This window comes from Nocardioides sp. GCM10027114 (genome assembly GCF_042659625.1).
GTDB lineage: Bacteria > Actinomycetota > Actinomycetes > Propionibacteriales > Nocardioidaceae > Nocardioides.
The window spans coordinates 180,961-206,526 of sequence record NZ_JBHSSS010000003.1 but is presented as its reverse complement, the minus strand read 5'-3'; the positions used below and the strand labels follow the sequence as shown (position 1 = coordinate 206,526).

At 75.0% G+C, this 25,566-nt stretch carries 22 protein-coding genes, 1 tRNA gene and 1 other RNA gene; 6 read left to right on the top strand and 18 right to left on the bottom strand.

Annotated elements, in window-relative coordinates; genetic code table 11:
- The coding region (locus tag ACFP2E_RS03145; protein ID WP_378539265.1) for a DNA polymerase III subunit gamma and tau at positions 1-1,916 on the bottom strand (1,916 nt) is incomplete at its 3' end.
- A gap of 193 nt (positions 1,917-2,109) precedes the next feature.
- Positions 2,110-2,200, bottom strand: an RNA gene (gene ffs, locus ACFP2E_RS03140) — signal recognition particle sRNA small type.
- A gap of 143 nt (positions 2,201-2,343) precedes the next feature.
- Here ffs and ACFP2E_RS03135 point away from each other — a divergent pair.
- Positions 2,344-2,432, top strand: a tRNA-Ser gene (locus ACFP2E_RS03135).
- A 36-nt stretch (positions 2,433-2,468) separates the two neighbouring features.
- On the opposite strand, the gene ACFP2E_RS03130 is transcribed toward ACFP2E_RS03135, so the two are convergent.
- The 11 genes from ACFP2E_RS03130 to ACFP2E_RS03080 all read right to left on the bottom strand — a co-directional run bounded on the left by ACFP2E_RS03130 (position 2,469) and on the right by ACFP2E_RS03080 (position 12,779).
- Positions 2,469-3,800 carry a S8 family serine peptidase gene (locus ACFP2E_RS03130; protein ID WP_378522405.1) on the bottom strand — a complete coding sequence of 444 codons (1,332 nt, stop codon included), beginning with the start codon at positions 3,798-3,800 and terminating at the stop codon, positions 2,469-2,471.
- On the bottom strand, positions 3,791-5,230 hold the full coding sequence (locus ACFP2E_RS03125) for a type VII secretion protein EccB (RefSeq protein WP_378522404.1): 1,440 nt from the start codon (positions 5,228-5,230) through the stop codon (positions 3,791-3,793). The genes ACFP2E_RS03130 and ACFP2E_RS03125 overlap by 10 nt, the downstream gene beginning before the upstream one ends.
- Positions 5,231-5,237: 7 nt before the next feature.
- Entirely contained in the window at positions 5,238-6,626 is a 1,389-nt protein-coding gene (gene eccD, locus ACFP2E_RS03120; RefSeq protein WP_378522403.1) for a type VII secretion integral membrane protein EccD, read from the bottom strand.
- Between the two features lie 106 nt (positions 6,627-6,732).
- Positions 6,733-8,034 carry a hypothetical protein gene (locus ACFP2E_RS03115; protein WP_378522402.1) on the bottom strand — a complete coding sequence of 434 codons (1,302 nt, stop codon included), beginning with the start codon at positions 8,032-8,034 and terminating at the stop codon, positions 6,733-6,735.
- The gene (locus ACFP2E_RS03110; protein WP_378522401.1) at positions 8,031-8,453 is read right to left on the bottom strand and encodes a hypothetical protein; all 423 of its coding nucleotides are present in this window, start codon (positions 8,451-8,453) and stop codon (positions 8,031-8,033) included. The genes ACFP2E_RS03115 and ACFP2E_RS03110 overlap by 4 nt, the downstream gene beginning before the upstream one ends.
- An 82-nt stretch (positions 8,454-8,535) precedes the next feature.
- The gene (locus ACFP2E_RS03105; protein WP_378522400.1) at positions 8,536-8,841 is read right to left on the bottom strand and encodes a WXG100 family type VII secretion target; all 306 of its coding nucleotides are present in this window, start codon (positions 8,839-8,841) and stop codon (positions 8,536-8,538) included.
- Between the two features lie 25 nt (positions 8,842-8,866).
- Positions 8,867-9,190 (bottom strand): WXG100 family type VII secretion target, encoded by a 324-nt coding sequence (locus tag ACFP2E_RS03100; RefSeq protein WP_378522399.1) that lies wholly within the window; start codon positions 9,188-9,190, stop codon positions 8,867-8,869.
- 299 nt (positions 9,191-9,489) lie between these two features.
- The gene (locus tag ACFP2E_RS03095) at positions 9,490-9,972 is read right to left on the bottom strand and encodes a hypothetical protein (protein ID WP_378522398.1); all 483 of its coding nucleotides are present in this window, start codon (positions 9,970-9,972) and stop codon (positions 9,490-9,492) included.
- Positions 9,973-10,159: 187 nt separating this feature from the next.
- Positions 10,160-10,636: a hypothetical protein gene (locus ACFP2E_RS03090; RefSeq protein ID WP_378522397.1), complete on the bottom strand. Its 477-nt coding sequence runs from the start codon at positions 10,634-10,636 to the stop codon at positions 10,160-10,162.
- A 93-nt stretch (positions 10,637-10,729) separates the two neighbouring features.
- A complete protein-coding gene (locus tag ACFP2E_RS03085) occupies positions 10,730-11,149 on the bottom strand; it encodes a hypothetical protein (RefSeq protein WP_378522396.1) in 420 nt (139 codons plus the stop codon).
- Positions 11,150-11,384: 235 nt separating this feature from the next.
- The gene (locus ACFP2E_RS03080) at positions 11,385-12,779 is read right to left on the bottom strand and encodes a hypothetical protein (RefSeq protein WP_378522395.1); all 1,395 of its coding nucleotides are present in this window, start codon (positions 12,777-12,779) and stop codon (positions 11,385-11,387) included.
- A gap of 320 nt (positions 12,780-13,099) precedes the next feature.
- On the opposite strand from ACFP2E_RS03080, the gene eccCa reads away from it, so the two are divergent.
- From eccCa to ACFP2E_RS03065, 3 genes are all read left to right on the top strand, one after another.
- Entirely contained in the window at positions 13,100-17,113 is a 4,014-nt protein-coding gene (eccCa, locus tag ACFP2E_RS03075; protein ID WP_378522394.1) for a type VII secretion protein EccCa, read from the top strand.
- A 73-nt stretch (positions 17,114-17,186) separates the two neighbouring features.
- Entirely contained in the window at positions 17,187-17,483 is a 297-nt protein-coding gene (locus tag ACFP2E_RS03070) for a type II toxin-antitoxin system VapB family antitoxin (RefSeq protein WP_378522393.1), read from the top strand.
- Positions 17,483-17,992: a LytR C-terminal domain-containing protein gene (locus tag ACFP2E_RS03065; protein ID WP_378522392.1), complete on the top strand. Its 510-nt coding sequence runs from the start codon at positions 17,483-17,485 to the stop codon at positions 17,990-17,992. Before ACFP2E_RS03070 ends, ACFP2E_RS03065 begins: the two co-directional genes overlap by 1 nt.
- 24 nt (positions 17,993-18,016) lie before the next feature.
- Here the strand turns inward: ACFP2E_RS03065 and ACFP2E_RS03060 are convergent, their stop codons facing one another.
- The 4 genes from ACFP2E_RS03060 to ACFP2E_RS03045 form a co-directional block, all read right to left on the bottom strand.
- Positions 18,017-19,522, bottom strand: coding sequence for a potassium/proton antiporter (locus ACFP2E_RS03060; RefSeq protein WP_378522391.1), 1,506 nt, complete (start codon positions 19,520-19,522; stop codon positions 18,017-18,019).
- Positions 19,523-19,637: 115 nt separating this feature from the next.
- On the bottom strand, positions 19,638-20,942 hold the full coding sequence (locus tag ACFP2E_RS03055; RefSeq protein WP_378522390.1) for a YncE family protein: 1,305 nt from the start codon (positions 20,940-20,942) through the stop codon (positions 19,638-19,640).
- 212 nt (positions 20,943-21,154) lie between these two features.
- Positions 21,155-22,561: a VWA domain-containing protein gene (locus ACFP2E_RS03050; RefSeq protein ID WP_378522389.1), complete on the bottom strand. Its 1,407-nt coding sequence runs from the start codon at positions 22,559-22,561 to the stop codon at positions 21,155-21,157.
- The gene (locus tag ACFP2E_RS03045) at positions 22,558-23,427 is read right to left on the bottom strand and encodes an AAA family ATPase (RefSeq protein WP_378522388.1); all 870 of its coding nucleotides are present in this window, start codon (positions 23,425-23,427) and stop codon (positions 22,558-22,560) included. Before ACFP2E_RS03045 ends, ACFP2E_RS03050 begins: the two co-directional genes overlap by 4 nt.
- Positions 23,428-23,454: 27 nt before the next feature.
- Here ACFP2E_RS03045 and ACFP2E_RS03040 point away from each other — a divergent pair, with 27 nt between their 5' ends.
- Together ACFP2E_RS03040 and ACFP2E_RS03035 are read left to right on the top strand one after the other, a co-directional pair.
- Complete coding sequence (locus ACFP2E_RS03040; RefSeq protein ID WP_378522387.1) at positions 23,455-24,252, top strand: GNAT family N-acetyltransferase; 798 nt, start codon at positions 23,455-23,457, stop codon at positions 24,250-24,252.
- A 172-nt stretch (positions 24,253-24,424) separates the two neighbouring features.
- Positions 24,425-24,730 (top strand): hypothetical protein, encoded by a 306-nt coding sequence (locus ACFP2E_RS03035; RefSeq protein ID WP_378522386.1) that lies wholly within the window; start codon positions 24,425-24,427, stop codon positions 24,728-24,730.
- A gap of 69 nt (positions 24,731-24,799) precedes the next feature.
- Here the strand turns inward: ACFP2E_RS03035 and ACFP2E_RS03030 are convergent, their stop codons facing one another.
- Positions 24,800-25,555 carry a crotonase/enoyl-CoA hydratase family protein gene (locus ACFP2E_RS03030; protein ID WP_378522385.1) on the bottom strand — a complete coding sequence of 252 codons (756 nt, stop codon included), beginning with the start codon at positions 25,553-25,555 and terminating at the stop codon, positions 24,800-24,802.
- Positions 25,556-25,566: the final 11 nt, after the last annotated feature.

The following is a 25,566-nucleotide window of genomic DNA, read 5'->3' as shown; positions in this document are numbered from 1 at the left end:
GAGGGCGGCGCGGCCGGCGGGGCGGCCGGAGCGTCGTCGGCCGGGGCGTCCGCCCAAGCCGGAGGCGGCTCGGCCTCCCGGTCGGCGGGCGGCGCCGGGGCGGCCGCCGGCTCGGGGCTCGCGGGCCGCGGCGGCGGGGGCGTCTCACCCGGGGAGGCACCCGGGTCGACGATCGCGTCGATGCGCCAGTCGACGCCGACGACGTCGATCGCGGCCTGACGCAGGATCTCGTCGCAGCCGGCGTTGACGAACGAGTCGCGGGCGCCGGAGTTGCTGAAGCCCAGCACGAGGGTCTGGCCCTCGAGGCCGACCACCTGGCAGTTCTGGGTGAGGTGCATCCACGCCAGGCGGCGGCGCAGCTTGGTGGCCTCGACGACGTCCGGCCACAGTCGGCGCACCTCGACCAGGGTGAGCCCGCCGGCGGGCGGCGCCGGCTCCGGAGCGGGCGCCGGTGCGGGCGACTGGGCCGGGGCCGCCGGGGCCTGGGCAGCGGGGGTGGCCTCGGGCGCGCTCGGGGTCACCGGGGCCGGCGTCGCGGGCCAGCCCGATCCACCAGCGTCGGTGGTGCCGGCGGCGTCGGGCTCGGCAGGCGCGGTCGAGGGAGCCTGAGCCGCGGGGGGCTCCGGGGCGGGGGCGGCCGGGGCCGCCGGGGCGGCGGCCTCCGGGACCGGCCGCACCGGGTGGGCCGGGGTGGGCGCCGCCTGCGCGGGCGTGGCTGGGGCCGCCGGCGCGCTGGGGGCGCCGCCGGTGATCGAGACCCGCTTCTCGAGGCGGTCGAGACGGGCCGCCACGCCGTCGGCGGGGTGGTCCGCGGACGGCAGCAGCACGCGCGCGCAGATCAGCTCGAGGAGCAGCCGCGGCGCGGTGGCGCCGCGCATCTCGGTGAGGCCGTTGGCGACGATGTCGGCTGCCCGGCTCAGCTCGGCGGCGCCGAAGCGGGCCGCCTGGGCCACCAGCCGCTCGCCCTGCTCGTGGGAGACGTCGATGAGGCCGGTCGCGGGCGCGTCGGGCACGGCGGCGACGATCACCAGGTCGCGCAGCCGGCGCAGCAGGTCCTCGGTGAACCGGCGGGGGTCCTGGCCGGTCTCGATCACCCGGTCGACGACGCCGAACGCCGCCGCACCGTCGCTGACGGCGAAGGCGTCGACGACGTCGTCGAGGAGCGAGTCGGGGGTGTAGCCGAGCAGGCCGGTGGCGAGGGCGTGGGTGACACCGTCGTCGCCGGCACCGCCGAGCAGCTGGTCGAGCACCGAGAGGGTGTCGCGGGCGGAGCCGCCGCCGGCACGGACGATGAGCGGCAGCGCGGCGGGCTCCAGCGTGACGCCCTCGCGCTCGCACAGGTCGGCGAGGTACCCGGACAGCAGCCGCGGCGGGATCAGCCGGAAGGGGTAGTGGTGGGTCCGCGACCGGATCGTCGGCAGCACCTTGTCGGGCTCGGTGGTCGCGAAGATGAACCGCAGGTGGGGCGGCGGCTCCTCGACGAGCTTGAGCAGGGCGTTGAAGCCCTGCGTCGTGACCATGTGGGCCTCGTCGATGATGTAGACCTTGTAGCGGCTCTTCACCGGGGCGAAGAAGGCCTTCTCGCGCAGGTCGCGGGCGTCGTCGACACCACCGTGGGACGCGGCGTCGATCTCGATGACGTCGATCGAGCCCGGCCCGCCGCGGGCCAGGTCGCGGCAGCTGTCGCACTCGCCGCACGGGTCGGCGACCGGCGCCGCCTCGCAGTTGAGGGCGCGGGCGAGGATCCGGGCGGACGTGGTCTTGCCGCAGCCGCGCGGGCCGGAGAAGAGGTAGGCGTGGTTGACCCGGTTGTTGGCGAGGGCCGCCCGCAGCGGCGCCGTCACGTGGTCCTGCCCGATGACGTCGGCGAACGTCTCGGGCCGGTAGCGGCGGTACAGCGCGAGGGGTGACTCCACGCCTGAACCCTAACCACCCGCACGGACAGGGGGTAGGCGGGCGGGGAAGCCGGTGGAGGCTGCGCCGGCTGCGTCCAGCACCCAGGTTTCGAGACGCGTCGTGACTCCGCTCGCTGCGCTCGCGCTGTCGCCGAGCGCTCCTCGACCTCCCGTCCTGGTCGACGCCTTCGCAGGCTCAGGCGTCGGGACGTGAAAAGGCCCCCCGCGTACCCGGCAGAGCCCACTTACCCTTGCTGCCTTCCGGCCCTGGGGGAGTTGGGTGAGGTGCCGCCACGCGGGGGGTTGGCCGAGAGTCTAGGTGAGGTCCCCGCGCGGGACCAACGCGGGCCACGCCCGGGCGGCCCCACCCGCGGACGAGTCGACGTACGGAGCGGCGAGGGGCAGGGGGATTTCACGCCCTCCGAGCCCGGCGGGTACGCTCCTCCGCGGAGGATTCGCCTAGTGGCCTATGGCGCTCGCTTGGAAAGCGGGTTGGGTTAACAGCCCTCAGGGGTTCGAATCCCCTATCCTCCGCCACCGGCTCCCGGACCACCTGTGGTCCGGGAGCCGCAGTCATTTCTGCGCCAGGCCGCGCCGTTCGAGCAGCGGCCGTCCGACGAGGCCGAGCAGCAGCACGCCCCCGGCGAGCAGGCCCCACCAGAGCGCGTCCTCGCGGGCGGCCGCGGCCGGGTCGACGACGCGCGGCGGCGCCTCGGCGGCCGGGATGTCGCGCGGCCGGACCGGGGCCACCCCCAGCCGGCCGGTTCGGTCAGGTGTCAGCGGGCGGGTGAGCGCCTCGACGGGCTGCACCGTCCCGGCGCCGGTGAGCAGGTTGGTGTCGTCGGGCGAGCCGCTCGCGGTCCGCACCAGCCGGGCGACCACCTGCTCGGCCGACTCGTCGTCGTACCGGGCCCGCAGCAGCGCCACCAGGCCGGCCACCTCGGCTGCGGCCCACGAGGTCGCGACGTCGCGCAGCACGCAGGTGCTGCCGTTGACGCCGAGCGAGACCGCGCCGTACGTCGGGGCGGCCACGTCGACGGCCGAGCTGAGCAGCACGCTTCCGGAGGCGTCGGCCCCCTCATCGACCCGCGGGTCGCCGGCCGCTGTCGCGCTGACCGCGACCACGCCGTCGTAGCCCGCGGGGAACACGTCGTCCGCGGCGTCCTCGTCCGGTGTCGGACCGTCGGCGTACGCCGGGGCCAGCGGGTCGTCCTCCGACTGCGGACGGTTGCCGGAGGCCGCGACGACCACGACGTCCTGACGCTGGACCGCGCGCACGGCGTCACGCAGCGCCGGGGAGTGGTCGAGCCGGAGCGCGACGATAGCCACGCCGATCCCCTCGGACCGGGCCCTGGCGGCGACCCACCTCAGCCCCTCGACCACCCGCGCCGGGTCGACCTCGGGGGCCGACCCGGGCACCGACCCGTCGGGGTCGTCGCCGTAGACGCGGACGTCGACCACGGTCGCACCGGGGGCGACCCCGGTGGCCCGGCCGTCGCGGGGCTTGCCGGCCACCAGCCCGGCGACCGCGGTCCCGTGGAAGTACGACGGGTCCCCCTGCGAGGCGCCGAGGCCCTGCTGGACGTCGAGGAGCCCGCTGCCGGAGTGGATGCCCGAGTCGACCACGGCGACCTTCTGTCCGGCGCCCGGCAGCCCCGGCCCGTCGGCCAACAGGGCGTGCGCCTCGTCGACGCCCATCAGCGCGAGCGGCAGGCTCGGGGCATCGGTGTTGTAGGGGCCGCTCGTGGCCGAGACCTGGCCGCAGTCGACGCCCTCCACCTCGGTGGTCGCGGAGGCCAGGGCGGGCACCCCGCCCACGACGGCCGCGGCCAGCGCCGCGGCCAGGACGGTGGCAGGGACGGTGGCTGGGACCGGGCCGGCGGGGAACCGGCGCCTCAGCCGCACGGCGCCTCCGGGTCCAGGCGGGGCGCACACAGCGCCGCCTGCTGCGACAGCGTGACGCCGGGCCGGAAGAGCTCGAGCCACGAGTCCGGCACGTGCGGCGCCGGGTGGTCGGCGAAGCCCAGCAGCGCCGCGGCACCCATCCCGGCGATCGGGTAGCGCGTGCCCTTGGCGTCGATCAGGTGCGGGTCGCCGCCGGCGCCGGTCGCGGTCGCGTCGGTCAGCGGGTCCCAGCCGCCGGTCAGCACGAAGGCACCGGCCCCCTCGTCGACGACGACGTCGCGGCCACCCGGCGGGACGGACCTGGGGACGGGTGCGTCGGCGGGCCGGGTGACCACGCGCACCGCGGGCCGGCGGTCCGCCGAGGCCTCCAGCAGGGCGCACTGCTCGCCGACGACCGACGTGACCCGGTCCCGGGGCCAGGTCGCCGCGAGGTAGGTGCGCTCGCCGCGACGCACGTCCGGCGGGGACGACACCGCGTGCGTGGTGAAGTCCGCCGAACCCGCGTAGACGCCGTGGGCGAAGTCGGTGAGTGTGACCGGACCGTCCTCGGCCAGCAGCAGCCGCTCGCCGGCGTCGGTCTCGAGGACGTCACCGATCCGGGGGGCGCCCACGCCCTCCAGCGCGTCGGCGTACGCGGGCCGGGTCTCCGCCTGGTCGAGCTCGAACGGCTGGCTGGTCAGGTCGCCGCCGGGCGGGAAGAGCGCCAGCCACTCCTCGGGGACCGGAGCTGCCGTGTCGGCGGCGTCGAGCCCGATCGCGGCCAGCAGGTTGTCGCGGCCGCTCCCGGCGGGGAGGCGGTAGGAGTAGGCGCGCGGCTCGGCCTCCTCGCCGCTCTCCGCGACGACGTACACCGCGTCGTCGTCGGACCCGCGTACCTCGACGAGCATCGCCCCGCCGGGCGCCGGCTCGTGGACCGGCTCCGCGGTGACGTCGACCCGCAGGCCTCCGGCGTCGGTGACGCAGGCAGTCCAGCCGTCGTCGACGAGTCGCGCGGGGTCCGGCACGGTCGACGGGGCGCCGAGGATGCCGATGTCGTCGCCGAGCCGCTCGGCGCTGATCTCCTCGGCCGGCACGATCGTGGGCTCGGTGTCGGCGCCGAGGATCAGCATCGCGGAGGTGATGTTGATGACCGGGCGCAGGACCGGCTCCTCGCCGTCCTCGACCGCGGTGATGACGTACGCCGCCCCGGTCTCCTCGGCGACCACCAGGCCGGGCCGCTCGGCCCAGTCCTCGTCGACGGAGGGCTTGAAGACGCCGGCCACCGCGGCACCGGCGAGCAGCAGCACCGAGAGCGCGAGGCCGCCGACGACGGTGCGGCCGGGGCGCGCCGGCTCGACCTCGCGGCCACCGGGAGCCCCCGACACGAAGGCGGTGACGAGCCGGCGCCTGCTGAACGAGTAGGCCTCCGTGAGGTCCTTCTTGGTCGCCACGACGGCCTCAGCTGCTGATCGCGGCGAACACGCCCGTGGCGACCAGCAGCAGCGGCAGCAGCGCCAGCAGGCACACGGACTCGGTGACGTCGGCCGCTCGCCCGCGTCGGACGGACGGGGTGCCGGGCACCAGCGTGGCCGCGAGCAGCAGGGCTCCGGCCGCGGCGAGGACGACCGCCGCGGCGGGACGCCAGTCGGGGTACAGCCAGAGCGCCGCGACGGCGACCGAGACCAGCCCGGCGACGCCGGACACCAGCCCGACGAGGACGGTGGGGCCGGTGCGGTACTGGCGGGTGCGGAGCATCAGCACCCCGCAGCACACGAGCGCGAGCAGGGTCCCGGCGAGGCCGAGCGAGACCGCGAGCGGCGCGACGAGCACGAGCAGCAGCCCGACCGTGGCGGTGATCGCGACGAGGATGTCGTGGGCGAGCCGCGCGTCGGCACCGACCCGGGTCGGGTCGACGTCGGAGGGCTCGGCGGTGACGTCGTCGAGGGAGTAGAGCTGGTCGACGGAGGTGCGGGTGGCCCCCAGCGCGAGCCAGGGAAAGACGCTGCCGGCGAGCACCACCAGGGCCAGCGCCACGGTGAGCACGACCGCCGGGTCGAAGGGGGCGACCAGCCCGACCAGGCCGGTCGCCAGGAGCACGGCGCCGGTCACGACAGCCGGCACCACCAGGGTGCGGCCCTCGCCGAGCCCGAGCAGCGCCAGCAGGCCCGCGGACCCGGCGCCGAGACCGGCTCCCACCAGCGACAGCTGCCCCGACCCGCCCCCGGCGAGCACCAGCCCCCCGACGGCGGCGTACCCGATCGCCATCCAGGCCACGGCCAGCGCCGCCTGGGGCTCGTCCTGGGCGCGCGCCAGCACCACCGAGCCGCCGATGAGGACGACGGCGACGACCGCGGCCGCGGCGCCGGCGAGAACGCCGCCGTCGACCAGGAGCGCCACGGCACCGAGGGCCATCAGCAGGCCGGCCGCCACGAGGGCGGTACGACGCCCCGTGGCCGGCTGCCACGGCCGGAGGTCGCGCTCGACCACGTCGGTCATCGCCTCGACCACGTCGTCGTAGACCCGGGGCGCGGGGTCGTCGACCCCGGCGGCGACGGTGAGGACGCTGCCGTCCTCGACGCCCTGCATGGTCAGCCCGGCGTCGCCGGCGAGGGTGCGGCCGTCCTGGGTCACGGCGCGGTAGCCGCCGTGGACGGTGGTGGCATCGAGGAGGCCGACGGTCCGGGCCAGCTCGGGCAGCAGCTCGGCCACCGGGACGGCGCCCGGGAGCACGAGGTCGACCCGGCGACTCCCGGAGGCGACTGTCACGCGGACGAGCCCCGAGGCGCGTGCCGCGGCTGTGCCGGTCGGCGCCACGCTCGTCGTCGACTGGCTCGTCGGATCGCTCATCGACACTCCCCCGGACTCGGCTGCCACATCCCCGTTGCGGGCCGCCGGAATGCTACCGCCCGCCGCCGGCCCGACCCGGGGGCCGTCGGCGGGCCGCCGACCACGCTCAGCCCAGCACCCCGGGGGCGCCGTCCTCGTCGTCGAGCCACTGGTCCGGGTCGTCGTCGAGGGCACGGGCACGTCGGGTCCGGTCGTCGTCGCGGGCAGCCCCACGACCGCCGGCGCCGCCGACGCCTGCGCCGGCCGTGCGGCCCGACGCCCCGCCGCCGGTCCCGCCGGGACCGGACCTCCCCGCGGTCGAGGCTGCGGCAGCCCGGGTCGACGCACTGCGCCCGGACGTCGATGCACCGGCGGAGGACGTGCCCGTCGAGGCGATGGCGGCGCCCGGTCGCCCGAGCGACGCAGAGGCGCCCGACCGGTTCGTGGCACCGATGGCCCGGCCCTGGGCTCCGGACCCGCCTCCGGCCCCGGCTGACGCGGCCACGGGCGTGGCCGCACTGACGGCTCCGCCACGGATCGCACCGCCGATCGCCGCAGCGCCACCGACGAGCCCGCCACCGAGGGCACCGACCACGCCGCCGGCCGTGCCGGCGCCGAGCGCCGCGCCGCCGCTCACCGGCGTCGGGACGGCGCCATCGGAGACGTCGGACCCGGCCGTGGGGCCCTGCGGGACGCCCGGGGCGGTGGCCCCGACGGCGTCACCGGACGCACCGGCACCAGCACCGCTGGAGCCTGGGCCGGCGGAGCCAGGACCGGGATGGCCACCGATGGCGCCGCCACCGGCCGTGACCGGCGCGGCCGAGCCGGCAGTGGTGCCGCCGGCAGGGCGGGCACCGCCCGCGGACCCGCCGCCCGACACCGGGGCGCCGGATTCCCGACGGTCCGGCTCGCCGTGGACCCGCTTCATGGTCTCGGTGGATGCCGCGTATGCGGCGTCCAGCTTCTCGTTGGCCCGACGCGCCCGCTCCTCGCGCTCGGCGAAGGCGGCGTTGTAGGAGGCCACCTGCGCCTGGTGGGCGCGATGGGCCCGCAGCTGGTCGACCTCGTCGGCCGTGGGGTCTGCCCGGTACGGCGTCGGCTCGGCAAGGTCACCTGCCATCGACTGGTGCACGGCCTGCGCTGAGCCAAGGGCCAAGCCTGCGACCTGGAGGGCGTCCGCGGCGTCCAGCATTTGCTGCTTGCGGAGCTGCACCTTCTCGGCCATGCGCTCGAACGCCTTCGCCGCCTCCTCGCGCGTGGCGGGGCCGAACTGCCGCGCAACCTCCGGCCTCGCGTCTCGCAGGGCCTCGACGACCGAGTCGAGGACGTCCGCGCCCTTGGCCCACTCGCGCCGCGCCACCTCCACCTGTTCGACGCTGGCGCCTGCCAGCGCCTGCCGCAGGCGTGCGACCTGGGGTCCGGTGGTCATCTGTCCCCTCCGAGGTGCTCGTTGCGCGCCGCCCGGTTGTGAGCGTCGCCGACGAAGTGATCGGTGACGTCGGTGAGGGCATGCACCGCCGCAGTGGCGCGGCCGAGGTCGGCGGCTGTTCCGGTGTCAGCTGCTTCGAGGAGCTGCTCCGCTCGGACCACACCCTCGCGGAATCCGCGAATGTCCTCGATCACGCCCGTGATTGTGTCGGCCACCACGTCGTGGGCGCGGGCGTGGTGGAAGCCCAGGTCGCGACCGGGCTCGGAGCCACCGAAGACGGACTCCGTGACCCGCAGATCACGGAAGGACCCACGGTCGAGCAGGTCGGCGTTGACCTCCAGATCGCGCTTGAGCTTCTCGACTGCGCCCGGGTCGAGTACCGTCTCGAGCGCGCTCATCAGGTCGGCGACGAGGTTCATCGTTGGTTGTTCCCCCTGTGACTGACGACCGAGTGCGGACGATGCGGGGCCGGGACGACCCGACCCCGCGAACCGTCGGCCCTCAGCCTCCGAACGACGCGGCGCCGCGCTGGTCTGCGGCGCGGTACTCGGCGTTCGACTGCATGACGGTCTGGCTCGTCTGGTCGAGCAGGTTGCGCATCTCGGCGATCGCGGCGTCCCACTTGGCCTTGGAGGCGTGGTAGGCCGACTGGGCCTGACCCGTCCAGTCGCTGCGCAGCGGCGCAAGCTCGCTCTCGAGCCGGTTCAGCCGGTCGTCGATCTCCTTGACCGCCGTGTGGAGGTCCTGGGCAGCGGTGTCGAGACCGGCGTGGTTGACGCGCAGTCCGTCCATCCCCATCTGGCTCATCTGCTTCCTCGTCTCTCTCGGCGGGTCAGCCGCCGAGGCGGCTGGCGGTGCGGGTGTAGTGGGCGGACTGGGCCTCGTCGGTCGCGAGGTTGTCCTTCTCGGTCGAGGTCAGCGCGGCCTCGAACTCGTTGAGCGCGCCCACGATGACGCGCTGCTTCTCGGTCCAGGCCTGGTGCAGGGCGAAGAACGCCTGACCGCCCGCGCCGGCCCACCGGCCGCGCAGCCCCTGGATCTGCCCGTCGAGCTTGCTGCTGAGGCGGTCGAAGTCCGCCTTGGCGTCGGCCACGAGGCCGGCTGCCCGGGTGAGGGTGCCAGCACCCTGCCCCATCTCGTTCGCACTGTGCGACATGTCGCTTTCTCCTTGTTCCCCCGATGTCCCCCGATGGCGTCAGCCGCCGGACGAGATCGCTGCTTGTCGATTGCTCAGCGAGGTCGGCCCGGCCAGTCGTCGGACCAGCCGGCGTATCCGGCCTACCCCGGTCGTCGAAGTCCCAAACCCCCGTCTCCGGCCGCCCGGAGGATCCCGGCCGGCCTGTAGTTCCAACGACGTGACGGACCGTCAGTCACGCCAGTCGACCGTGGCGAGCACCGACGCCATCAATCGCTCACGAGCGACCGGACGACCGCTCTGGCGGAAGCGCAGCTGGATCACGTGGTCGCCGACAGCGGCAACGAAGAGGTCGCCGTAGTAGCGGGGCCCCCGGTACCGTGCAGGTGCATCATGGAGACACCGTCGACCTCCACGTCGTCGCCGCGTTCCGGGGTGACGCCGCGCCACATGCTCAGGTCGTGCGCATCCTGCTCCAGCTTGCGGTCGTCCGTCCGAGGCCCGGCATCGATCTCGGCCATGGACAACGTGTCCCCCGATGGCCCCAGCCCGATCCAGCCGAAGGTGCTCTGCCGCTGGACGTACGAGTAGCTGTCAGGGAACCGCACGACCAGCTCGACGAGCCGGACCTCCCGTCCGGTGGCGGGCGCGGCGGCCGGCGTGGGCGCGCCGGACGGCTCAGCAGAGCTCGAGGCGCCTGTGTCCTCGGACGACGGGACGGCTGCCTCCGACCCCCCGCTGCCGCACCCAGCGAGCGCCAGCACGGACACGAACAGGGGCACTACCCCCGCGACCTTCTTCACCGAACCTCCCGAGACTCGTCGACGGGACGCTACCCCCGCCGAGGCACAACGACACCTCGGCATCCACAGGGAACTCATGGCAGGTCGGACCTAGTCACGCCATTCCACAGTGGCGAGGACCGACGAGATCACTTGCTCACGCGCCCCGGGACGACCGGTTTGGCTGAATCGCAGGTGGATCAGGTAGTCACCGACGTAGGCGGCGTACAGGTCCGCATACTGACCGGGCCCCCCCACGTCCGTGCAGGTGCAACATGGAGACACCGTCCACCTCCACGTTGTCGCCGCGCTGAGGGGTGTGCCCGCGCCACAGGCCGAGGTCTCTTGACCTCCGCTCCAGCGTCTCGTCGTCCTTCTGCAGGCCCGCATCGATCTCCGCCACTGACAGCGTGTCGCCCCCCGGCCCCAGCCCCATCCAGCCGAACCCGCCCTGCCGCCTGACGTAGAAGTAACTGTCGGGGAACCGCACGGTCAGTGCGTCGACCCGCACCTTCCGGCCAGTGGCCGGCGCCACGGTCGGTGTCGGCGAGCCGGAAGACTCAGCAGAGCTGGAGGCGCCGGTGTCCTTCGACTCCAGGCCGGCTGCCTCAGACCCCCCGCCACCGCAGGCGGCAAGCAGCAGGATGGACACCAGGACGGGGGCCACCCCCGCGGCCTTCTTCATCGAACCTCCCGGGACTCGTCGCCGGATCGCTACCCACGACGACGGGACCCGACACCTCGCCATCCACAGGCGGTATGCGTTCGTGGATGGGTCTCAGCCGCGCCACTCGATGGAGGCCAGCACCGATGCAACCACCCGCTCACGCTCGGCCGGGCGGCCACTCTGGCTGAAGCGCAGTTGAACCACGTGGTCACCGACGTGGGCTGCGTAGAGGTCGGCGTGCTGCCCGGGGCCGCCTCTCCCGTACAGGTGGATCATGGAGACACCCGCGATCTCCACGTCCTCACCCCGCTCGGGCGTGTTGTCGCGCCACAGACCGAGGCGCCGCCCACTCCGCTCGAGCTCCTCATCGGACTGGGGCCCGGCCTCGATCTCGGCGACCGACAGCGAGTCGCCCATCTCCCCGAACCCCATCCACCCGAACGTGCCCTGCCGACTGATGTCGTCGTAGTCCTCGGGGAAGCGCACGGCCAGCTCGTCGACCTGCACCTCCCGGCCAGTCGCAGGCGCCACGGTCGGTGTCGGCGAGCCGGAAGACTCGGAAGAGCTGGAGGCGCCGGTGTCCGTCGGCTCCGGACCGGCTGCCTCAGACCCCCCGCCACCGCAGGCGGCAAGCAGCAGAATGGACACCAGGACGGGGGCCACCCCCGCGGCCTTCTTCATCGAACCTCCCGAGACTCGTCGCCGGAACGCTACCCACGACGGCGGAATGCGACACCTCGGCATCCACGGGCGACGCTGCGGCGGCTCAGCCGATCCGGGACGCCGCCTGCCAGACCACGCGGAAGAGCCCCGTCGCGACGACGAGCGACGCGACGGCGGCGGCGCCACAGAGCGCCTCGGCCACCTCGGCGCGGCGGGCCCACCAGGCCGACCGCCACCCGCGGCCGGTCGCGACCGCCGCCACGAGGACGGGTACGGCGACGAGCGGCGCCATGACGGCGAGACCGGCGGGCGACGGGGCCTGCGTCCACAGCGCGGTGCCGGCGAGCAGGGCCAGGCACGCCAGACCACCCGTGCGCAGCAGAGCCCGCGCGGCGGGGTGCCTGTGGCTGCGGCCCGCGAGCACCAGCGCGGCACCGGCGAAGCCGACCAGCGCCAGCGCGCCGCGCCGGTCGACGTCCGACTCGACGGCGTGGAGCAGCAGGACGGAGGAGCCGGCCGCGACGACGGCCACGGCAGCGGTCGCCGCGGCCACCAGCCGGGCGCCGCGGGTGACGACGGCCTCGACCTCCGGCAGCGACGCGACGAGGCGGCCGCGCCGGCTGCGTGGCTGCTCGCGGGCGGACCACGCGGAGACCGCGAGCCGGTCGAGGTCGAGCAGCAGGTGGTCCGGGACGTCGACGGCGAGCCCGGGCACGATCCGGGCGGCCAGCACCGCCGCGATCAGCAGCACCGCCCACGCCACCTGCGGCGTCAGGCCGAGGTACGACGCCAGCAGCGGCACCACGAACACGGCCACCCCGGCGGCGAGCCACACCCGCAGCGCCTCCTCGGCCTCCGCGACGAGGGACCGGGCCAGCGCCGCCGTTGCCGCGGCCCCGAGTGCGGCCGAGCCGACCGCCAGCGGCAGCTGGGCCGAGACCGGCTGCAGGGCTGGGTCGAAGGCGACGACGAACGCGGCGGCACCCCCGAACGCCGGGGCGGTTGCGGCCCGCACGGACGCCGCGCGCAGACCCGGCAGCACGCCGAGGACGGCTGTCGCCACCAGCAGGACGAGGACCGTCGTCCGCACGGCGCCCGGCCCGGCGACCGCAGCCAGCCACCCCGCAAGGAGCGCACAGGCCGCGGATCCCCACCCGGCCGCCCAGGCGTGCGGCCACCCGGACCGTCCGGCGCCCGGGTCGGCCGCGGCTTCGGTGGCCGGTCCGTCGGGAGGCTCCGGGCGCCGGTCCCCGACGACGTCGAGGGCCACGAGGAGCGCGCCGGGCCCGACCCCCGCGGCGGCCAGCGGCGCGTCGGCCGGCAGCCGCGAACCGCCCGCGCCGTACAGCGTCGGGGGCGACCCCAGGCCCGTGTGGGCGGCGTACTCGTGGGCGACGTCGGCGAGTGTCGCGGCCGGTGGGACGACGAGGTCGAGGACGCCCGCGGGACCGTGGACGCTGACGGCGAGGCCGCCGGGTTGCCCGGCTTCTGGTCCCACAACATCCCCCTGGTGCTCGTGCTCGGCCGGTTTCCCGGCGGGCAGCAGGCTACTCCCGGCGGTGACGCGTCCGGTGCGTCTGCTCGGGCTCTCGCGTGCTCCCGGGCCGCGGCTTCACCACGGTATGTGGGCCAACCGTCACTTCCCCGGTGATGTGCACCAGGGGAGGTGCGGGCCGATCGACATCCCTTGGTGAAGCCGCGTCCCGCGCGCCCTCGCCCGCGCCTGGCCCCCCGCGGACGGGGCTGGCGACCCCCGGAAGGCCGCACCTATCATCGACGCGCCGGAGCACCGGCAGGCACGACAGGGGGACGGCTCAGGTGACCACGACGCTGCGCGGTGCCCGGCTCGAGGAGCCGGAGCTCCCGGACGGCCAGATCGTCCTCCAGCCGCCGCCCGAGATCGACCGCAGCGAGGGCGCGTCCGGCGTCCTGATGAACGCCATCCCGATGCTCGGCAGCATCGGCTCGATCGTGGTCATCGCGTCGATGGGCCAGTCCATGGGTGGCCGCGGCTTCCTCGCGGCCGGCATGTTCCTCTTCGCAACGCTGGGCTTCATCGCCGTGCAGCTCGACCGGCAGCGCAAGCAGCGGCACCAGCAGGTCACCGGCTCCCGCACGGAGTACCTCCGCTACCTCGCCAACGTCCGGCAGGTCGCGCGCGAGGCCGCCGACCAGCAGCGCCGCGCGCTGACCTGGCGCCACCCCGAGCCGACCGCACTGCCGGCGCTCGCGGAGGAGCGCTCCCGCCTGTGGGAGCGCAGCCAGGGCGACCCGCTGTTCCTCCACGCCCGGTACGGCGTGTGCGCGCAGCCGCTGTCGCTGGAGCTCGTGCCGCCGGAGAGCGCCCCCATCGACCAGGTCGACCCGGCGGCGGCGTCCGCGCTGCACCGGCTGCTGGTGGTCCACCGGGTGCAGCCCGACCTGCCCGCGACCATCGCCCTCCACGCCTTCGACCGGGTCGAGCTGTGCGGCCCCGACTCCTCCGCGCGGGCGCTGGCCCGGGCGCTCCTCTGCTCGGCGACCGCCTTCCACGGTCCCGACCAGGTCGTCGTCGCAGTGCTGGCCTCCCAGGAGAACCTCCACCACTGGGACTGGCTGAAGTGGCTGCCGCACGCCCACAGCACCCGGCTGTCCGACGCGGTCGGCCCGCTCCGGATGGTGACCACGTCGCTGGCCGACCTCGCCGCGATGCTGCCGGCGGACCTCTCCGAGCGGCCGCGCTTCGGGGCCGACGACCGGCCGGAGACGCCGCACGTGCTGCTCGTGACCGACGGCGTCCCGCTGCCGCCGGGCAACCACCTGGTGCCCGAGGACGGCCTGCACGGGGTGACGGTGCTGGACCTGCCGAGCCGCTGGGACGAGCTGGCCGACCCCACCCGGCTGCGCCTCGAGCTGATGAGCGGCCCCGCCCGCGACGGCCGGCAGCCGGTGCTGGCGCTGCGGCTGCGCGAGGAGCCCGTCCGCGCGATGGCCGACCAGTGCGACCTCGCGACCGCGGAGGCCTTCGCCCGCCGGCTGGCCCCGCTGCACGGCGTGGTCGCCGCGGCCGGCGACCGGGCCCCGGGCGAGGCCGGCGAGCCGGACCGCGACTTCACGGAGCTGCTCGGCCTCGGCGACGTGCACGCGTTCGAGCCGCGCGCCGCGTGGCGGCCACGGCCGGCGCGTGACCGGCTCCGGGTCCCGATCGGGGTCGGCGAGGGTGGCAGCCCGGTCCACCTCGACCTCAAGGAGTCGGCGCAGCAGGGCATGGGCCCGCACGGCCTCGTCGTCGGCGCCACCGGCTCCGGCAAGTCCGAGCTGCTGCGCACCCTCGTCCTCGGCCTCGCGATGACCCACTCCCCCGAGCAGCTCAACATGGTGCTCGTCGACTTCAAGGGCGGCGCCACCTTCGCCGGGATGTCGGAGATGCCGCACGTGTCGGCCGTCATCACCAACCTGGCCCAGGAGCTGATCCTCGTCGACCGGATGCAGGACGCCCTGTCCGGCGAGATGGTCCGCCGCCAGGAGCAGCTCCGCGCCGCCGGCAACCTCGCGTCGGTGCGCGACTACGACCGGCTGCGGGCCTCCGGCGAGGACCTGCCGCCGCTGCCGTCGCTGTTCATCGTGGTCGACGAGTTCTCCGAGCTGCTGTCGGCCAAGCCCGAGTTCATCGACCTGTTCGTGGCGATCGGCCGGCTCGGCCGCTCCCTCGGCCTGCACCTGCTGCTCGCGTCGCAGCGGCTCGAGGAGGGCCGGCTGCGCGGCCTCGAGTCGCACCTGTCCTACCGGATCGGCCTGCGCACCTTCAGCGCCGGGGAGTCGCGGTCCGTGCTCGGAGTCCCCGACGCCTACGAGCTGCCGTCCGTCCCCGGCCTGGGCTACCTGCGGCCCGAGCCGTCGACGCTGGTCCGGCTCAAGGCGGCGTACGTGTCCGGGCCGCCGCGCGCCCACGCGCCGGTACGCCGCGACGAGAGCGGCCACGTGCAGGGGATCCTGCCGTTCACCGTGGCCGAGGTGCACTCGCTCGAGCCGGTCGAGGAGCCGGCCGAGCCAGTCGCAACCGTCGGACCCACGGGTGGCGACGGGGAGGCGAGCCAGGAGTCGCTGCTGGACGTCGCGGTGCGCCGGATGGCCGGGCACGGCCCGGAGGCCCACCGGGTCTGGCTGCCGCCGCTGGACCACCCCGACACGCTCGACGGGCTGATGGGCGACCTGGTGACGGACCCCGAGCTGGGCCTGGTCTCCCCGCGCTGGCGGGCCGCGGGCGGCCGGGTGGTCCCGGTCGGCACCGTCGACCGGCCCCGCGAGCAGCGCCGCGACACCCTCACCGTCGACCTCGCCGGCGCCGGCGGCCACGTCGCCGTCGTGGGCGGCCCGCGCAGCGGCAAGAGCACGCTGCTGCGCACCCTCGTCACGGGGCTCGCGCTCACCACGTCCCCCGTCGAGACCCAGGTGTTCGTCCTCGACTTCGGCGGCGGCAGCTTCGCCCCGCTGGCCCGGCTCCCCCACGTCGCCGGCGTCGGCACCCGCGCCGAGCCCGACGTCGTACGCCGCATCGTCGCCGAGGTCGAGGGGGTCGTCGACCGGCGCGAGGCGTACTTCCGCGAGCAGGCCATCGACTCCGTGGACACCTACCGCGCACGCCGGGCGCGGGGGGAGGCCGACGACGGCTTCGGCGACGTCTTCCTCGTCGTCGACGGCTGGTCAACGCTGCGGGCCGACTTCGACGAGCTCGAGGCGACTCTGCAGCAGCTCGCCGCGCGCGCCCTCACCTTCGGGGTGCACGTCCTCGCCGGCGCCTCCCGCTGGGCGGACTTCCGGGCCGCGATGCGCGACCTCTTCGGGACCCGGCTCGAGCTGCGGCTCGGCGACCCGATGGACTCCGAGATCGACCGCCGGGTCTCCGCCCTCGTCCCCGCCGGCCGGCCGGGCCGCGGCCTGACCGCCACCCGCCACCACTTCCTCGGTGCGCTGCCCCGGCTCGACGGCGTCGCCGACGCCACGACCCTCGGCGACGGGGTCGACGACCTCGTGGCCCGGGTGGCCGACGCCTGGACCGGACCGACCGGCCCGAAGCTCCGGCTGCTGCCCGAGCGCATCGACCTGGCGCAGGTCCGCGGGCTCGCCGGCCGCAGGAGCAGCGACGTGCGCCGGCTGCTGCTCGGCGTGGAGGAGCGCGAGCTCGCCCCCGTCGGCCTCGACGTGGACGCCGAGCCGCACCTGCTCGTCCTCGGCGACGGCCAGTCGGGCAAGAGCTCGCTGCTGCGCGGCTACGCCCACGAGGTGATGCGGACCCGCACGCCGGCGGAGGCCCAGCTGGTCGTGGTCGACTACCGGCGCTCGCTGCTGGGCGAGGTCCCCGACGACCACCTGCTCCACTACCTGACCTCCGCCGCACAGGCCGAGCCGGTGCTCGCGGACCTGGCGTCGTACCTGAAGGGCCGGCTCCCGGGCCCGGACGTGACGCCCGAGCAGCTGCGCGACCGCTCGTGGTGGCAGGGCGCTGAGGTGTTCGTGCTCGTCGACGACTACGACCTGGTCGCCAATCAACAGGGGCAGCAGGGCTCCCCCGTGGCGCCGCTGCAGCCGCTGCTGGCCCAGGCCCGCGACGTCGGCCTGCACCTCGTGGTGGCCCGCCGGTCCGGTGGCGCGTCGCGCGCGCTCTACGAGCCGGTGCTCCAGTCGCTGCGCGACCTCGCCGCTCCCGGCCTGCTGCTCTCGGGCAGCCCGGACGAGGGGCCCCTGCTGGGCGGCCTGCGCCCGGCACCGGCGCCACCGGGCCGCGGCCGGCTGGTCACCCGGGACCGTGGCACGGAGGTCGTGCAGCTGGCCTGGCAGGAGCCGTCGCTCTGACGCCGGGACCCCCGCCCAGCCCCCCGGCCTGCGTCCCGGTCGGGCCTTCGGGGCCCGTCGTTATAGTCGGCACGTGATCTTCAAGCGTGTCGGTGAGGGGCGTCCCTACCCCGACCACGGCCTCACCTCCTCGGCGTGGGCGGCCGTGCCGCCCCGCCAGGTGCGGCTCGACGAGCTGGTCACGACCAAGGACACGCTGCAGCTCGCCACGCTCCTCGACGAGGACTCCACCTTCTACGGCGACCTGTTCGCCCACGTCGTCGAGTGGCGCGGCGAGTACTACCTCGAGGACGGTCTGCACCGCGCGCTCCGGGCCGCGCTGCAGCAGCGCAACGTCCTGCACGCGCGGGTGCACCCGGTGGCGGGCTGATGCAGCAGGCCGCCAAGTCCACGATGGTCCTCGCCGGCCTCGGGCTCGTGCTGGTCGCCGCCGCGATCTGGGGCTGGACCGCCGCGACCGAGCCGTTCCCCGGCCGCACCGAGCTGCCGGCCTGCGTCGACCGGCCGATCGCGCAGGGCGAGAAGGTCTTCGCCGACCAGGTCACCGTCAGCGTCTACAACGCCAGCGACCGCAACGGCCTGGCCTCGCGGACGATGACCCTGTTCACCGACGCCGGCTTCGGCGAGGGCGACACGGGCAACGCGCCCCGCAGCGCCGACGTGAAGATGGCCACGATCTGGACCGAGGACCCCGGCAACCCGGCCGTCAAGCTCGTCCAGAGCCGGCTCGGCAAGAAGCGGACCGTCATCGAGGAGCGGGAGGGCCTCGGCGTCGGGGTCACCGTGCTCGTCGGCGACGGCTTCAAGGACCTGGTGAAGGGCCGACGCGCGGTCAAGGCGACCGAGGACACCGAGGTCTGCTCGCCCCAGGTCGACTGACCGCCGTCCACGCAGCCGGGGCGTTCAGCGCTCGGCTGGGCCGCCGAGCCAGCGGCCCAGCCGACCGCCGTTGGAGACCTGCCGCAGCCGCTGCTCGGTCTCCTCGCGGATCCGGCGCGGCGTCACCACGAGCAGGTCGTCGCCGTGGCGCAGGGTGGTGCGCGGCTCCGGAACGATGATCTGGCCGTCGCGGATGACCAGCGAGACCGAGGCGCCGACCGGGAGCCGCAGCTCCCCCACCTCGACCCCGTGCATCTTCGAGACGGGGCTGATCGTGATCTGCAGCAGGTCGGCCGCGATCCGCTCGAGCGGCGCCGCCTCGACGTCCAGCCCCCGCGGCTCCGACCGCCGGGCGACCCGCAGCCGGCGGGCGACCGCCGGCAGGGTCGGCCCGGTGAGCACCGTGTAGATGACCACCATGACGAAGACCAGGTCGAAGAGCTGGTCCGACGCTGCGACGCCCTCCGCGAGAGGGATGGTGGTGAGGACGATCGGCACGGCGCCGCGCAGCCCCGCCCACGACACGAAGGCGAGCTCGCGCACCGGCATCGGCTTGACCACGGCGCTCACCACGACCGACAGCGGACGCGCCACGAAGGTCAGGATGAGGCCGGCGCCGACCGCGAGGCCCACGGTGTTCAGGTCGATCCGGCCGGGCGAGAGCAGCAGCCCCAGCATCACGAACAGCCCGATCTGCGCCAGCCAGGCGACTCCCTCGGCGAACGACCGGGTGGCGGCGCGGTGCGGCAGCTCGCTGTTGCCGAGCACCAGCGCAGCCACGTAGACCGCGGCGAAGCCCGAGCCGTGCGCGGCGTTCGAGGCGCCGTACGCGAGGAAGGCGATGGTGAGCACGGCCAGCGGGTAGAGGCCCGAGGACGGCAGCGCCGCCCGGCGCATCACCCAGGCGCCGCCGAAGCCGCAGCCGAGCCCGAAGGCGACGCCGACGACGAGCTCGAGGACGACGATGCCGGCGGTCTGCAGCACGCCGAACTCGCTGACCGCACCCGTGGAGATCAGCGTGACCAGAACGACGGTGGGCGCGTCGTTGAGGCCGGACTCCGCCTCGAGCGTGCCGGTCAGCCGCTTGGGCAGCGGTACGACGCGCAGCACCGAGAACACTGCCGCGGCATCGGTCGGCGAGCAGACCGCCCCCAGCAGCACCGCGAGCTCCCAGGGCAGGCCGAGCAGGTAGTGGCCGCCGAGGGCGACGACCGTGATCGAGACGGCGACGCCGATGGTGGCGAGCGAGGCGCCGAGCCGCATCGACGAGCGGACCTCGCCCCAGTTGGTGGTGAGACCGCCCTCGGCGAGGATCACCGCCAGCGCGCCGAACCCCAGCGCGTGGGCGAGCTGGGCGTCCTCGAAGCCGATGCCGACCCCGGCCTCGCCGAGCGCCACGCCCATCATGAGGTAGAACAGCAGGCTGGGGAGGCCGGCGCGGCTCGAGACCCGCACCGCGAGGATGGCCAGCAAGGTCACCACCGACCCCATCAGCACGAAGCTGTCGAGCTGGTGGACGTCGAAGGTCACAGTCACCTCAGGGGCAGCGGCCGGCCGGGCTCTGTGATCCTAGCGATGACCGGCCGCCTCACCCCGTCGTCCGACGCCCTCCGGACGCGTCGGACCCGGTTGGGTCAGGACGGGGTCACGACAGCGTGGGCGGCATCGGCTCGTACTCCGGGAGGTCCCCCGGGGCGGGGAGGCCGGCGACGAGGTCGCGGGCGACGAAGCCGTTGCGGATCCGCTGCGGGTGGTCGCCGACCGCCCGCTCGTCGACGATCCGGCCGGTCCGGTAGGAGATCTTCGCGATCTTGTCGGTGCCGCTCCAGGAGATGTAGCAGTGCCGACCGGTGCGGGACCGGGTCACCCAGTAGGGCTTGCCGTCGGGCTCCTTCAGCAGCGGCCCGTGCTCCAGGCTGCGGCGGTCGACCACGGTGGCGTAGTCGGACATGGTGCCGGCGACGCAGATCTTGTTGCCGCGCTTGTTCATCGCGATGCCGTGGTGGGCCGAGTCGAGGAGGTACTGCTCGCGCGGCGTGTCCGGGACGAGGTTGGGCAGCTTCTTGACGCGGCCGATCTCGCCGGTGGCCAGGTCCATCTCCAGGAAGCCGTGGAAGAACGACACCTGGAAGTAGACGTAGGACTCGTCGGGGCCGAGCGTCATCGGCCGGACCGCGGTGCTCTTGCCCTCGAGCCCGCGCTCGTCGAGCGCCTTGCGCAGGTCGTAGCGGCGCAGCACCTCGTAGGTGTCGGCGTCGACGACCTGGAGCACCCGCTCACCCTTGGCGGGGTCCATCCGGTCCTGGTCGGTGGGCGTGTACACGTAGCCGATGCTGGCGTGGATGATCTTGCGCCCGCCGTCGATGAAGGTGTTCTCGTGGGGCGAGCCTCCTGAGGGGAAGCTGCCGAGCTCCTCGCCGTCGCGGACCCGCAGCACGTGGACGAGGTTGGCCGTCGAGGCGCTGACCACGACCTTCGCGCCGTCGGGCGAGATCGCCATGTGGTCCGAGCGCTGCCCGGCCACCGGGAACCGCCACACGACCTCGCCGGTCTCGAGGCTGATCGCCACGACGTCGGCGTACGACGGCCGCGAGGCGATCAGCAGCCGGCCGTCGTTGGAGGTGAACATGTCGTCGACGAGCTGGTCGTTGCCCTCGCCGATGGCCTCGCGGATCGCGAGGTAGTAGGCGAGCCGCTCCGGGTTGGCCGCGATCTCGGCCATCCGCTGCTCCTGGTCGGGGATCATGTTGATCCGGCCGAGCCGCTTCAGGGAGCCGGGCGCGAGGACGTCGACCGTGCCCTCCCAGTTGTTGCCCACGAAGACGGCGTTCCGGACGTCGCCGACCGGCGTCTGGTCGGTGCCGCTCGCGGCGGCCGGCCCGTGGCCGGCTAGGCCCAGCGCCCCGGCGAGCAGGCCGGCGGCGAGCCGGAGCGGTCCGGTGGGGCGCATGGGTTCCTCCTGGGTCGACGTCCGGCCGTCGGGGTACGCCGGGTGCGGGGCACGGCCTCGGACGGGCAACGAGGCCGCGACGGCAGGGGTTACGCCAGGCGGCTGGCCTCAGTTGTGCGCATCCGCAGGTCACAGACGGCAAGGGGCCTGCCGTTGCGCACACGGTTCACACGAATCCCCGGCTATCCGGGGATCGCGACGGACGGGGCGGCTCAGACCAGGTCGTGGACCAGCTCGGCGAGCTGGGCGAGGTTGCGGCACTCCCGCATCGGCACCACCTCGCCGTAGGTGCGCGCGGCGGAGTCGCCGGTGTCCCAGTGACGGGGGTGCTCGGGGTTGAGCCACCAGGCGTGCCTCGCCGCGCCCGCGAGCTCGGCGAGCACGTCGACCCGCAGGTCGCTGTAGTTGGAGCGCGCGTCCCCGAGCACGAGCAGCGAGGTGCGCGGCCCGACCGCGTCGGGGTGCTGCTCGGCGAAGCGGGCGAACGCCCGGCCGTAGTTGGTCCGGCCGAACCGGGCCGCGTGGGCGGCGCTGGCCGCGAGGTCGGCCATCACGTCGACCACGTCGGCGCCCGGCCGGAAGTGGTGGGTCACCTCGTGCACGTCGTCGACGAACGTGAAGGCCCGGACCCGGGTGAACTGCTCGCGCAGGGCGAAGACCAGCAGCAGCGTGAACTGCGCGAAGCTCGCCACCGACCCGCTGACGTCGCACAGCACCACCAGGTCGGTGCGGTGCGGCCGCTTCGGCCGGTGCCGGGTGGTGAGCGGCACCCCGCCGGTGGAGAGCGAGGCCCGCACGGTGCGGCGTACGTCGAGCCGGCCGCCGCGCCGCGCGTGCTGCTCGCGGGTGAGCCGGGTCGCGAGCCGCCGGGCGAGCGGGTAGATCTGGCGCCGCATCTCCTCGAGGTCGGCCCGGCGGGCGGCCATGAAGTCGAGCCGGTCGATGCTGGGCCGCACCGCCACCTGGGCGACGTGCTCGGGACCCTTCTCCTCGGCGATCCGGCGCCGGGCGTCAGCCTCGACGAGCCCGACGAAGCCGCCCACGCGGCGGCCGGCGACGCGCTCGGCGTCCTCGTCGGTCATGCCGCCGGCGAGCAGGCCGGCGACGATCTGCTCGGTGAGCTCGGCCGGCGAGACCCGCTGCAGCGTGGTGTACGCCGACCACGACGACAGGCCCGGCCCGCGTCCGGGCATCGCGCCGAACCGGCCCACCGCCTCGGCCGCCAGCCGCTGCAGCTCCGCGTCGTCGCCCCCGGTCAGCGCGGCGGCGAGGTCGTCGCGGAAGGCAGTGAGGGCCGCGCCGTTGTCGCGCACGGCTGCGTCCCCGCCGCCCTCCCGGTCGTCCTCGTCGGTGCCGTCCGTCCCCGCGACGCCGTCGCCGACCATCCGCGGGAACCACAGGTCGAACAGCGCGTCGAACGTCGGACGCTGCGCCTGCCGCTTCACCAGCGTGGCGGCGTACGCCGCCCGGACCGTGGCGCGGTCGTGCCACGGCACGGCCTGCAGCGCCGCGACCGCGTCGAGGTCCTCGGCCAGCGAGACGGGCATCCCGGCGGCGCGCAGCGCCTCCAGGAAGCCGATGTGGCGGCCGACCAGACCGCCCCGCGCGTCGGCCGTCATGGCCGCAGCCGCAGCTCCCGGACCGCGCGGTCCTGGTCGGAGAGGTGCTTGAGGACGACACCGAGGGTGTCGGCGACGGCCTTCTCCTCGAGCTCGTCGATCTGCAGCGCGACGAGGGTCCGGGCCCAGTCGACGGACTCCGCGATCGACGGCGCCTTCTTCAGCTCGAGCTCCCGCAGCCGCGCCACCGTGGCGACCAGCTGCCGGGCGACCCGGTCCTCGAGCTCGGGGACCTGGGAGGTGACGATCTCCCGCTCCCGCTCGGCGTCGGGGTAGTCGAGGTGGAGGTAGAGGCAGCGCCGCTTGACCGCCTCCGACAGCTCCCGGCTCGCGTTGGAGGTGAGCACGACGTACGGGCGGCGTACGGCGGTGACGGTGCCGAGCTCGGGGATGGTGACCTGGAAGTCGGAGAGCACCTCGAGCAGCAGGCCCTCGACCTCGACGTCGGTCTTGTCGACCTCGTCGATGAGCAGCACGGTCGGCTCCTCGCGCCGGATCGCCGTGAGCAGCGGCCGGGTCAGCAGGAACTCGTCGGTGAAGATGTCGTCGTGGGTCTCCTCCCACGACTGCTCGCGGCCGGCCTGGATCCGCAGCAGCTGCTTCTTGTAGTTCCACTCGTAGAGCGCCCGCGCCTCGTCGAGCCCCTCGTAGCACTGCAGCCGGACCAGGTCGGCGCCCGTCGCCCGGGAGACGGCCTTGGCGAGCTCGGTCTTGCCGACACCGGCCGGACCCTCCACGAGCAGCGGCTTGCCCAGCGCGCCGGCGAGGTAGGCGGTCGTCGCGGTCGCGGCGTCGGCCAGGTAACCGGCCTCGTGGAGTCGATGCGCCGCGTCGTCGGGCGACTGGAAGAAACCCATGCGCGCCATCCTCGCCTACTCGGCGACGATGGGCCGGTGACCCTCGCCACGCTGGAGCAGTACTACGACGCCGCCCCCCGCCAGTTCGCGAGCGTCGTCGAGGTCGGGCCCTTCACCGTGTTCGTCGGCCCGCCCGGCGGCTGGACCTTCTACGCCCGGCCGCGGCTCGGCGGCTCGGGCCCGTTCGACGCGGCCGCGGTGGCGGACCTGGTGGCCCGGATGCGGGACCTCGGCGTGCCCGAGACGGTCGAGTGGGTGCACGACGTGACCCCCGACCTGCTGCCGGCCGTCCTGGCCGAGGGCTCGCTGGACCGGGTCGAGGAGCTGCCGCTGATGGTGCTCCGTGAACCGGTCGCCCCGCTCGCGCCCGAGGGCGTGACGGTCCGGATGCTCGGACCCCACGACGAGGCGCTGCTCGGGCCTGCGAACGGCGTCTCGCAGCTGGCGTTCGGTCCGTCCCGGGAGCCGGCGGCCGGCCCGGCGGAACGGGACGCCAGCGGGGCGCAGGCCTCGGACGCGGCCCGGGCGCTGCTGCGGGCGGGGCGCGCACGGATCGCGGTGGCCGAGCACCCCGAGCACGGCGTCCTGGCCACCGGACGCCACCTCCCCCACGGCGGCGTCAGCGAGGTCGCCGGGGTCGCGACGCTGCCGGCGATGCGGGGTCGCGGCCTCGCCTCGGCCGTCACCGCGGTGCTGCTGGAGGACGCCGTCCGGTCCGGTGTCGGCACGGTCTTCCTCACGGCCGCCTCGGACGCCGTCGCGCGGCTCTACCACCGGCTCGGGTTCCGGCGGGTCGGCACCGGGTACGCCGCGGCACGCAGTGCGACCTGCTGACCCGCGCCCGGCCGCCGATCTGGACCGCCGTCCGGAGCGGCCGTGACCGACCGCAGACCGCGTCGTTGGAGGTCTGACCGCCTCGTCCACGGGGTGGCGTGAACGGGGAGGCGCCATGTCGGAAGCGCACCACCCACGTCCGCTCGTGTCCCGCTGCCTGAGGGCAGTCGCCGTGTCGGTGGCAGCGACCCTGGGCGTCGGCCTCGTGATGGTCGCCAACGCCGGAGGCGCCGAGCCGGCGCTCGAGCCGTCGCCGCCCCCCTCGACCGTCGGCCAGGAGGCGTCGCCGGAGACCCGGCTCATCCAGCGCTACGACTGCTCCGTCACCGGTTTCGGCGACGGCCGCACCCCCCAGTCCGCCATCGTCCGCACCCCCGCCGGCGAGCTCCGGGTCACGAGCTTCGAGGAGGGCTGGCGGGTCCACACCGGCGACGGCCCACGCCAGCTCCTGGCCGTCTGCCTCCACCCCCATCGCTGACGCACCCGGTGGTCGAGGTGCGAGGCCGGTCACGGCCGAGCCTCGAGACCCCCGCACCGGAGCAGGGCCCTACTCGGCGGCAGCCGCCCCGTGCCGCCCCGCCCCGCCCGCGAACCGCGCGGCCCCCTCGGCGGCGCCCGCGGCCAGCGACCGCAGCCCCAGCTCGAGCTCGTGCGCCATCGCCTCGTCCTCGGTGAGCCCGTGCTGGTCGAGCAGCGACGCCCGGTCGTTGCGGAGGCAGGCCTGCGGCAGCGCGGCGATCTCCCGGGCCAGCTCCTCCGCCGCGGCCCGCGCGGTGCCCGCCGCCACCACCCGGTTCACCAGCCCGATCCGCTCGGCCTCGGCGGCGTCGACGGAACGCCCGGTGAGCACCAGGTCCATCGCCCGGCTCGTCCCGATCAGCCGCGGCAGCCGTACCGTCCCACCGTCGATCAGCGGCACGCCCCAGCGCCGGCAGAACACCCCGAGCGCGGCGTCCTCGGCCGCCACCCGCAGGTCGCACCACAGCGCCAGCTCGAGGCCGCCCGCGACGGCGTACCCCTCGATCGCGGCGACCACCGGCTTCGACAGCCTCATCCGGGTCGGCCCCATCGGCCCGTCGCCGCCGGGCTCGACCCGGTTGTCCATCGCCTTGAGGTCCGCACCCGCGCAGAAGGTGCCGCCGGCGCCGTGCAGCACCGCGACGCGCGCGCCGTCGTCGGCCTCGAACGCCCGGAAGGCATCGCTGAGCGCCTCCGCCGTGGCCCGGTCGACCGCGTTGCGCGCCTCCGGCCGGTCCAGCACCACCGTCGTGACGACGCCGTCGCGTTCCACGTGGACGCCCATGCCGGCCACCC

Bases quoted from the DNA above. Each gene is read 5' to 3' on its own strand.
- eccD (WP_378522403.1), bottom strand. From the start codon at position 6,626: ATGAGCGATCCGACGAGCCAGTCGACGACGAGCGTGGCGCCGACCGGC.
- ACFP2E_RS03045 (WP_378522388.1), bottom strand. From the start codon at position 23,427: ATGGCGCGCATGGGTTTCTTCCAGTCGCCCGACGACGCGGCGCATCGA.
- ACFP2E_RS03100 (WP_378522399.1), bottom strand. From the start codon at position 9,190: ATGTCGCACAGTGCGAACGAGATGGGGCAGGGTGCTGGCACCCTCACC.
- ACFP2E_RS03110 (WP_378522401.1), bottom strand. From the start codon at position 8,453: ATGAACCTCGTCGCCGACCTGATGAGCGCGCTCGAGACGGTACTCGAC.
- ACFP2E_RS03050 (WP_378522389.1), bottom strand. From the start codon at position 22,561: ATGACGGCCGACGCGCGGGGCGGTCTGGTCGGCCGCCACATCGGCTTC.
- ACFP2E_RS03115 (WP_378522402.1), bottom strand. From the start codon at position 8,034: ATGACCACCGGACCCCAGGTCGCACGCCTGCGGCAGGCGCTGGCAGGC.
- ACFP2E_RS03030 (WP_378522385.1), bottom strand. From the start codon at position 25,555: ATGGGCGTCCACGTGGAACGCGACGGCGTCGTCACGACGGTGGTGCTG.
- ACFP2E_RS03105 (WP_378522400.1), bottom strand. From the start codon at position 8,841: ATGAGCCAGATGGGGATGGACGGACTGCGCGTCAACCACGCCGGTCTC.
- ACFP2E_RS03065 (WP_378522392.1), top strand. From the start codon at position 17,483: ATGCAGCAGGCCGCCAAGTCCACGATGGTCCTCGCCGGCCTCGGGCTC.
- ACFP2E_RS03055 (WP_378522390.1), bottom strand. From the start codon at position 20,942: ATGCGCCCCACCGGACCGCTCCGGCTCGCCGCCGGCCTGCTCGCCGGG.
- ACFP2E_RS03090 (WP_378522397.1), bottom strand. From the start codon at position 10,636: ATGAAGAAGGCCGCGGGGGTGGCCCCCGTCCTGGTGTCCATCCTGCTG.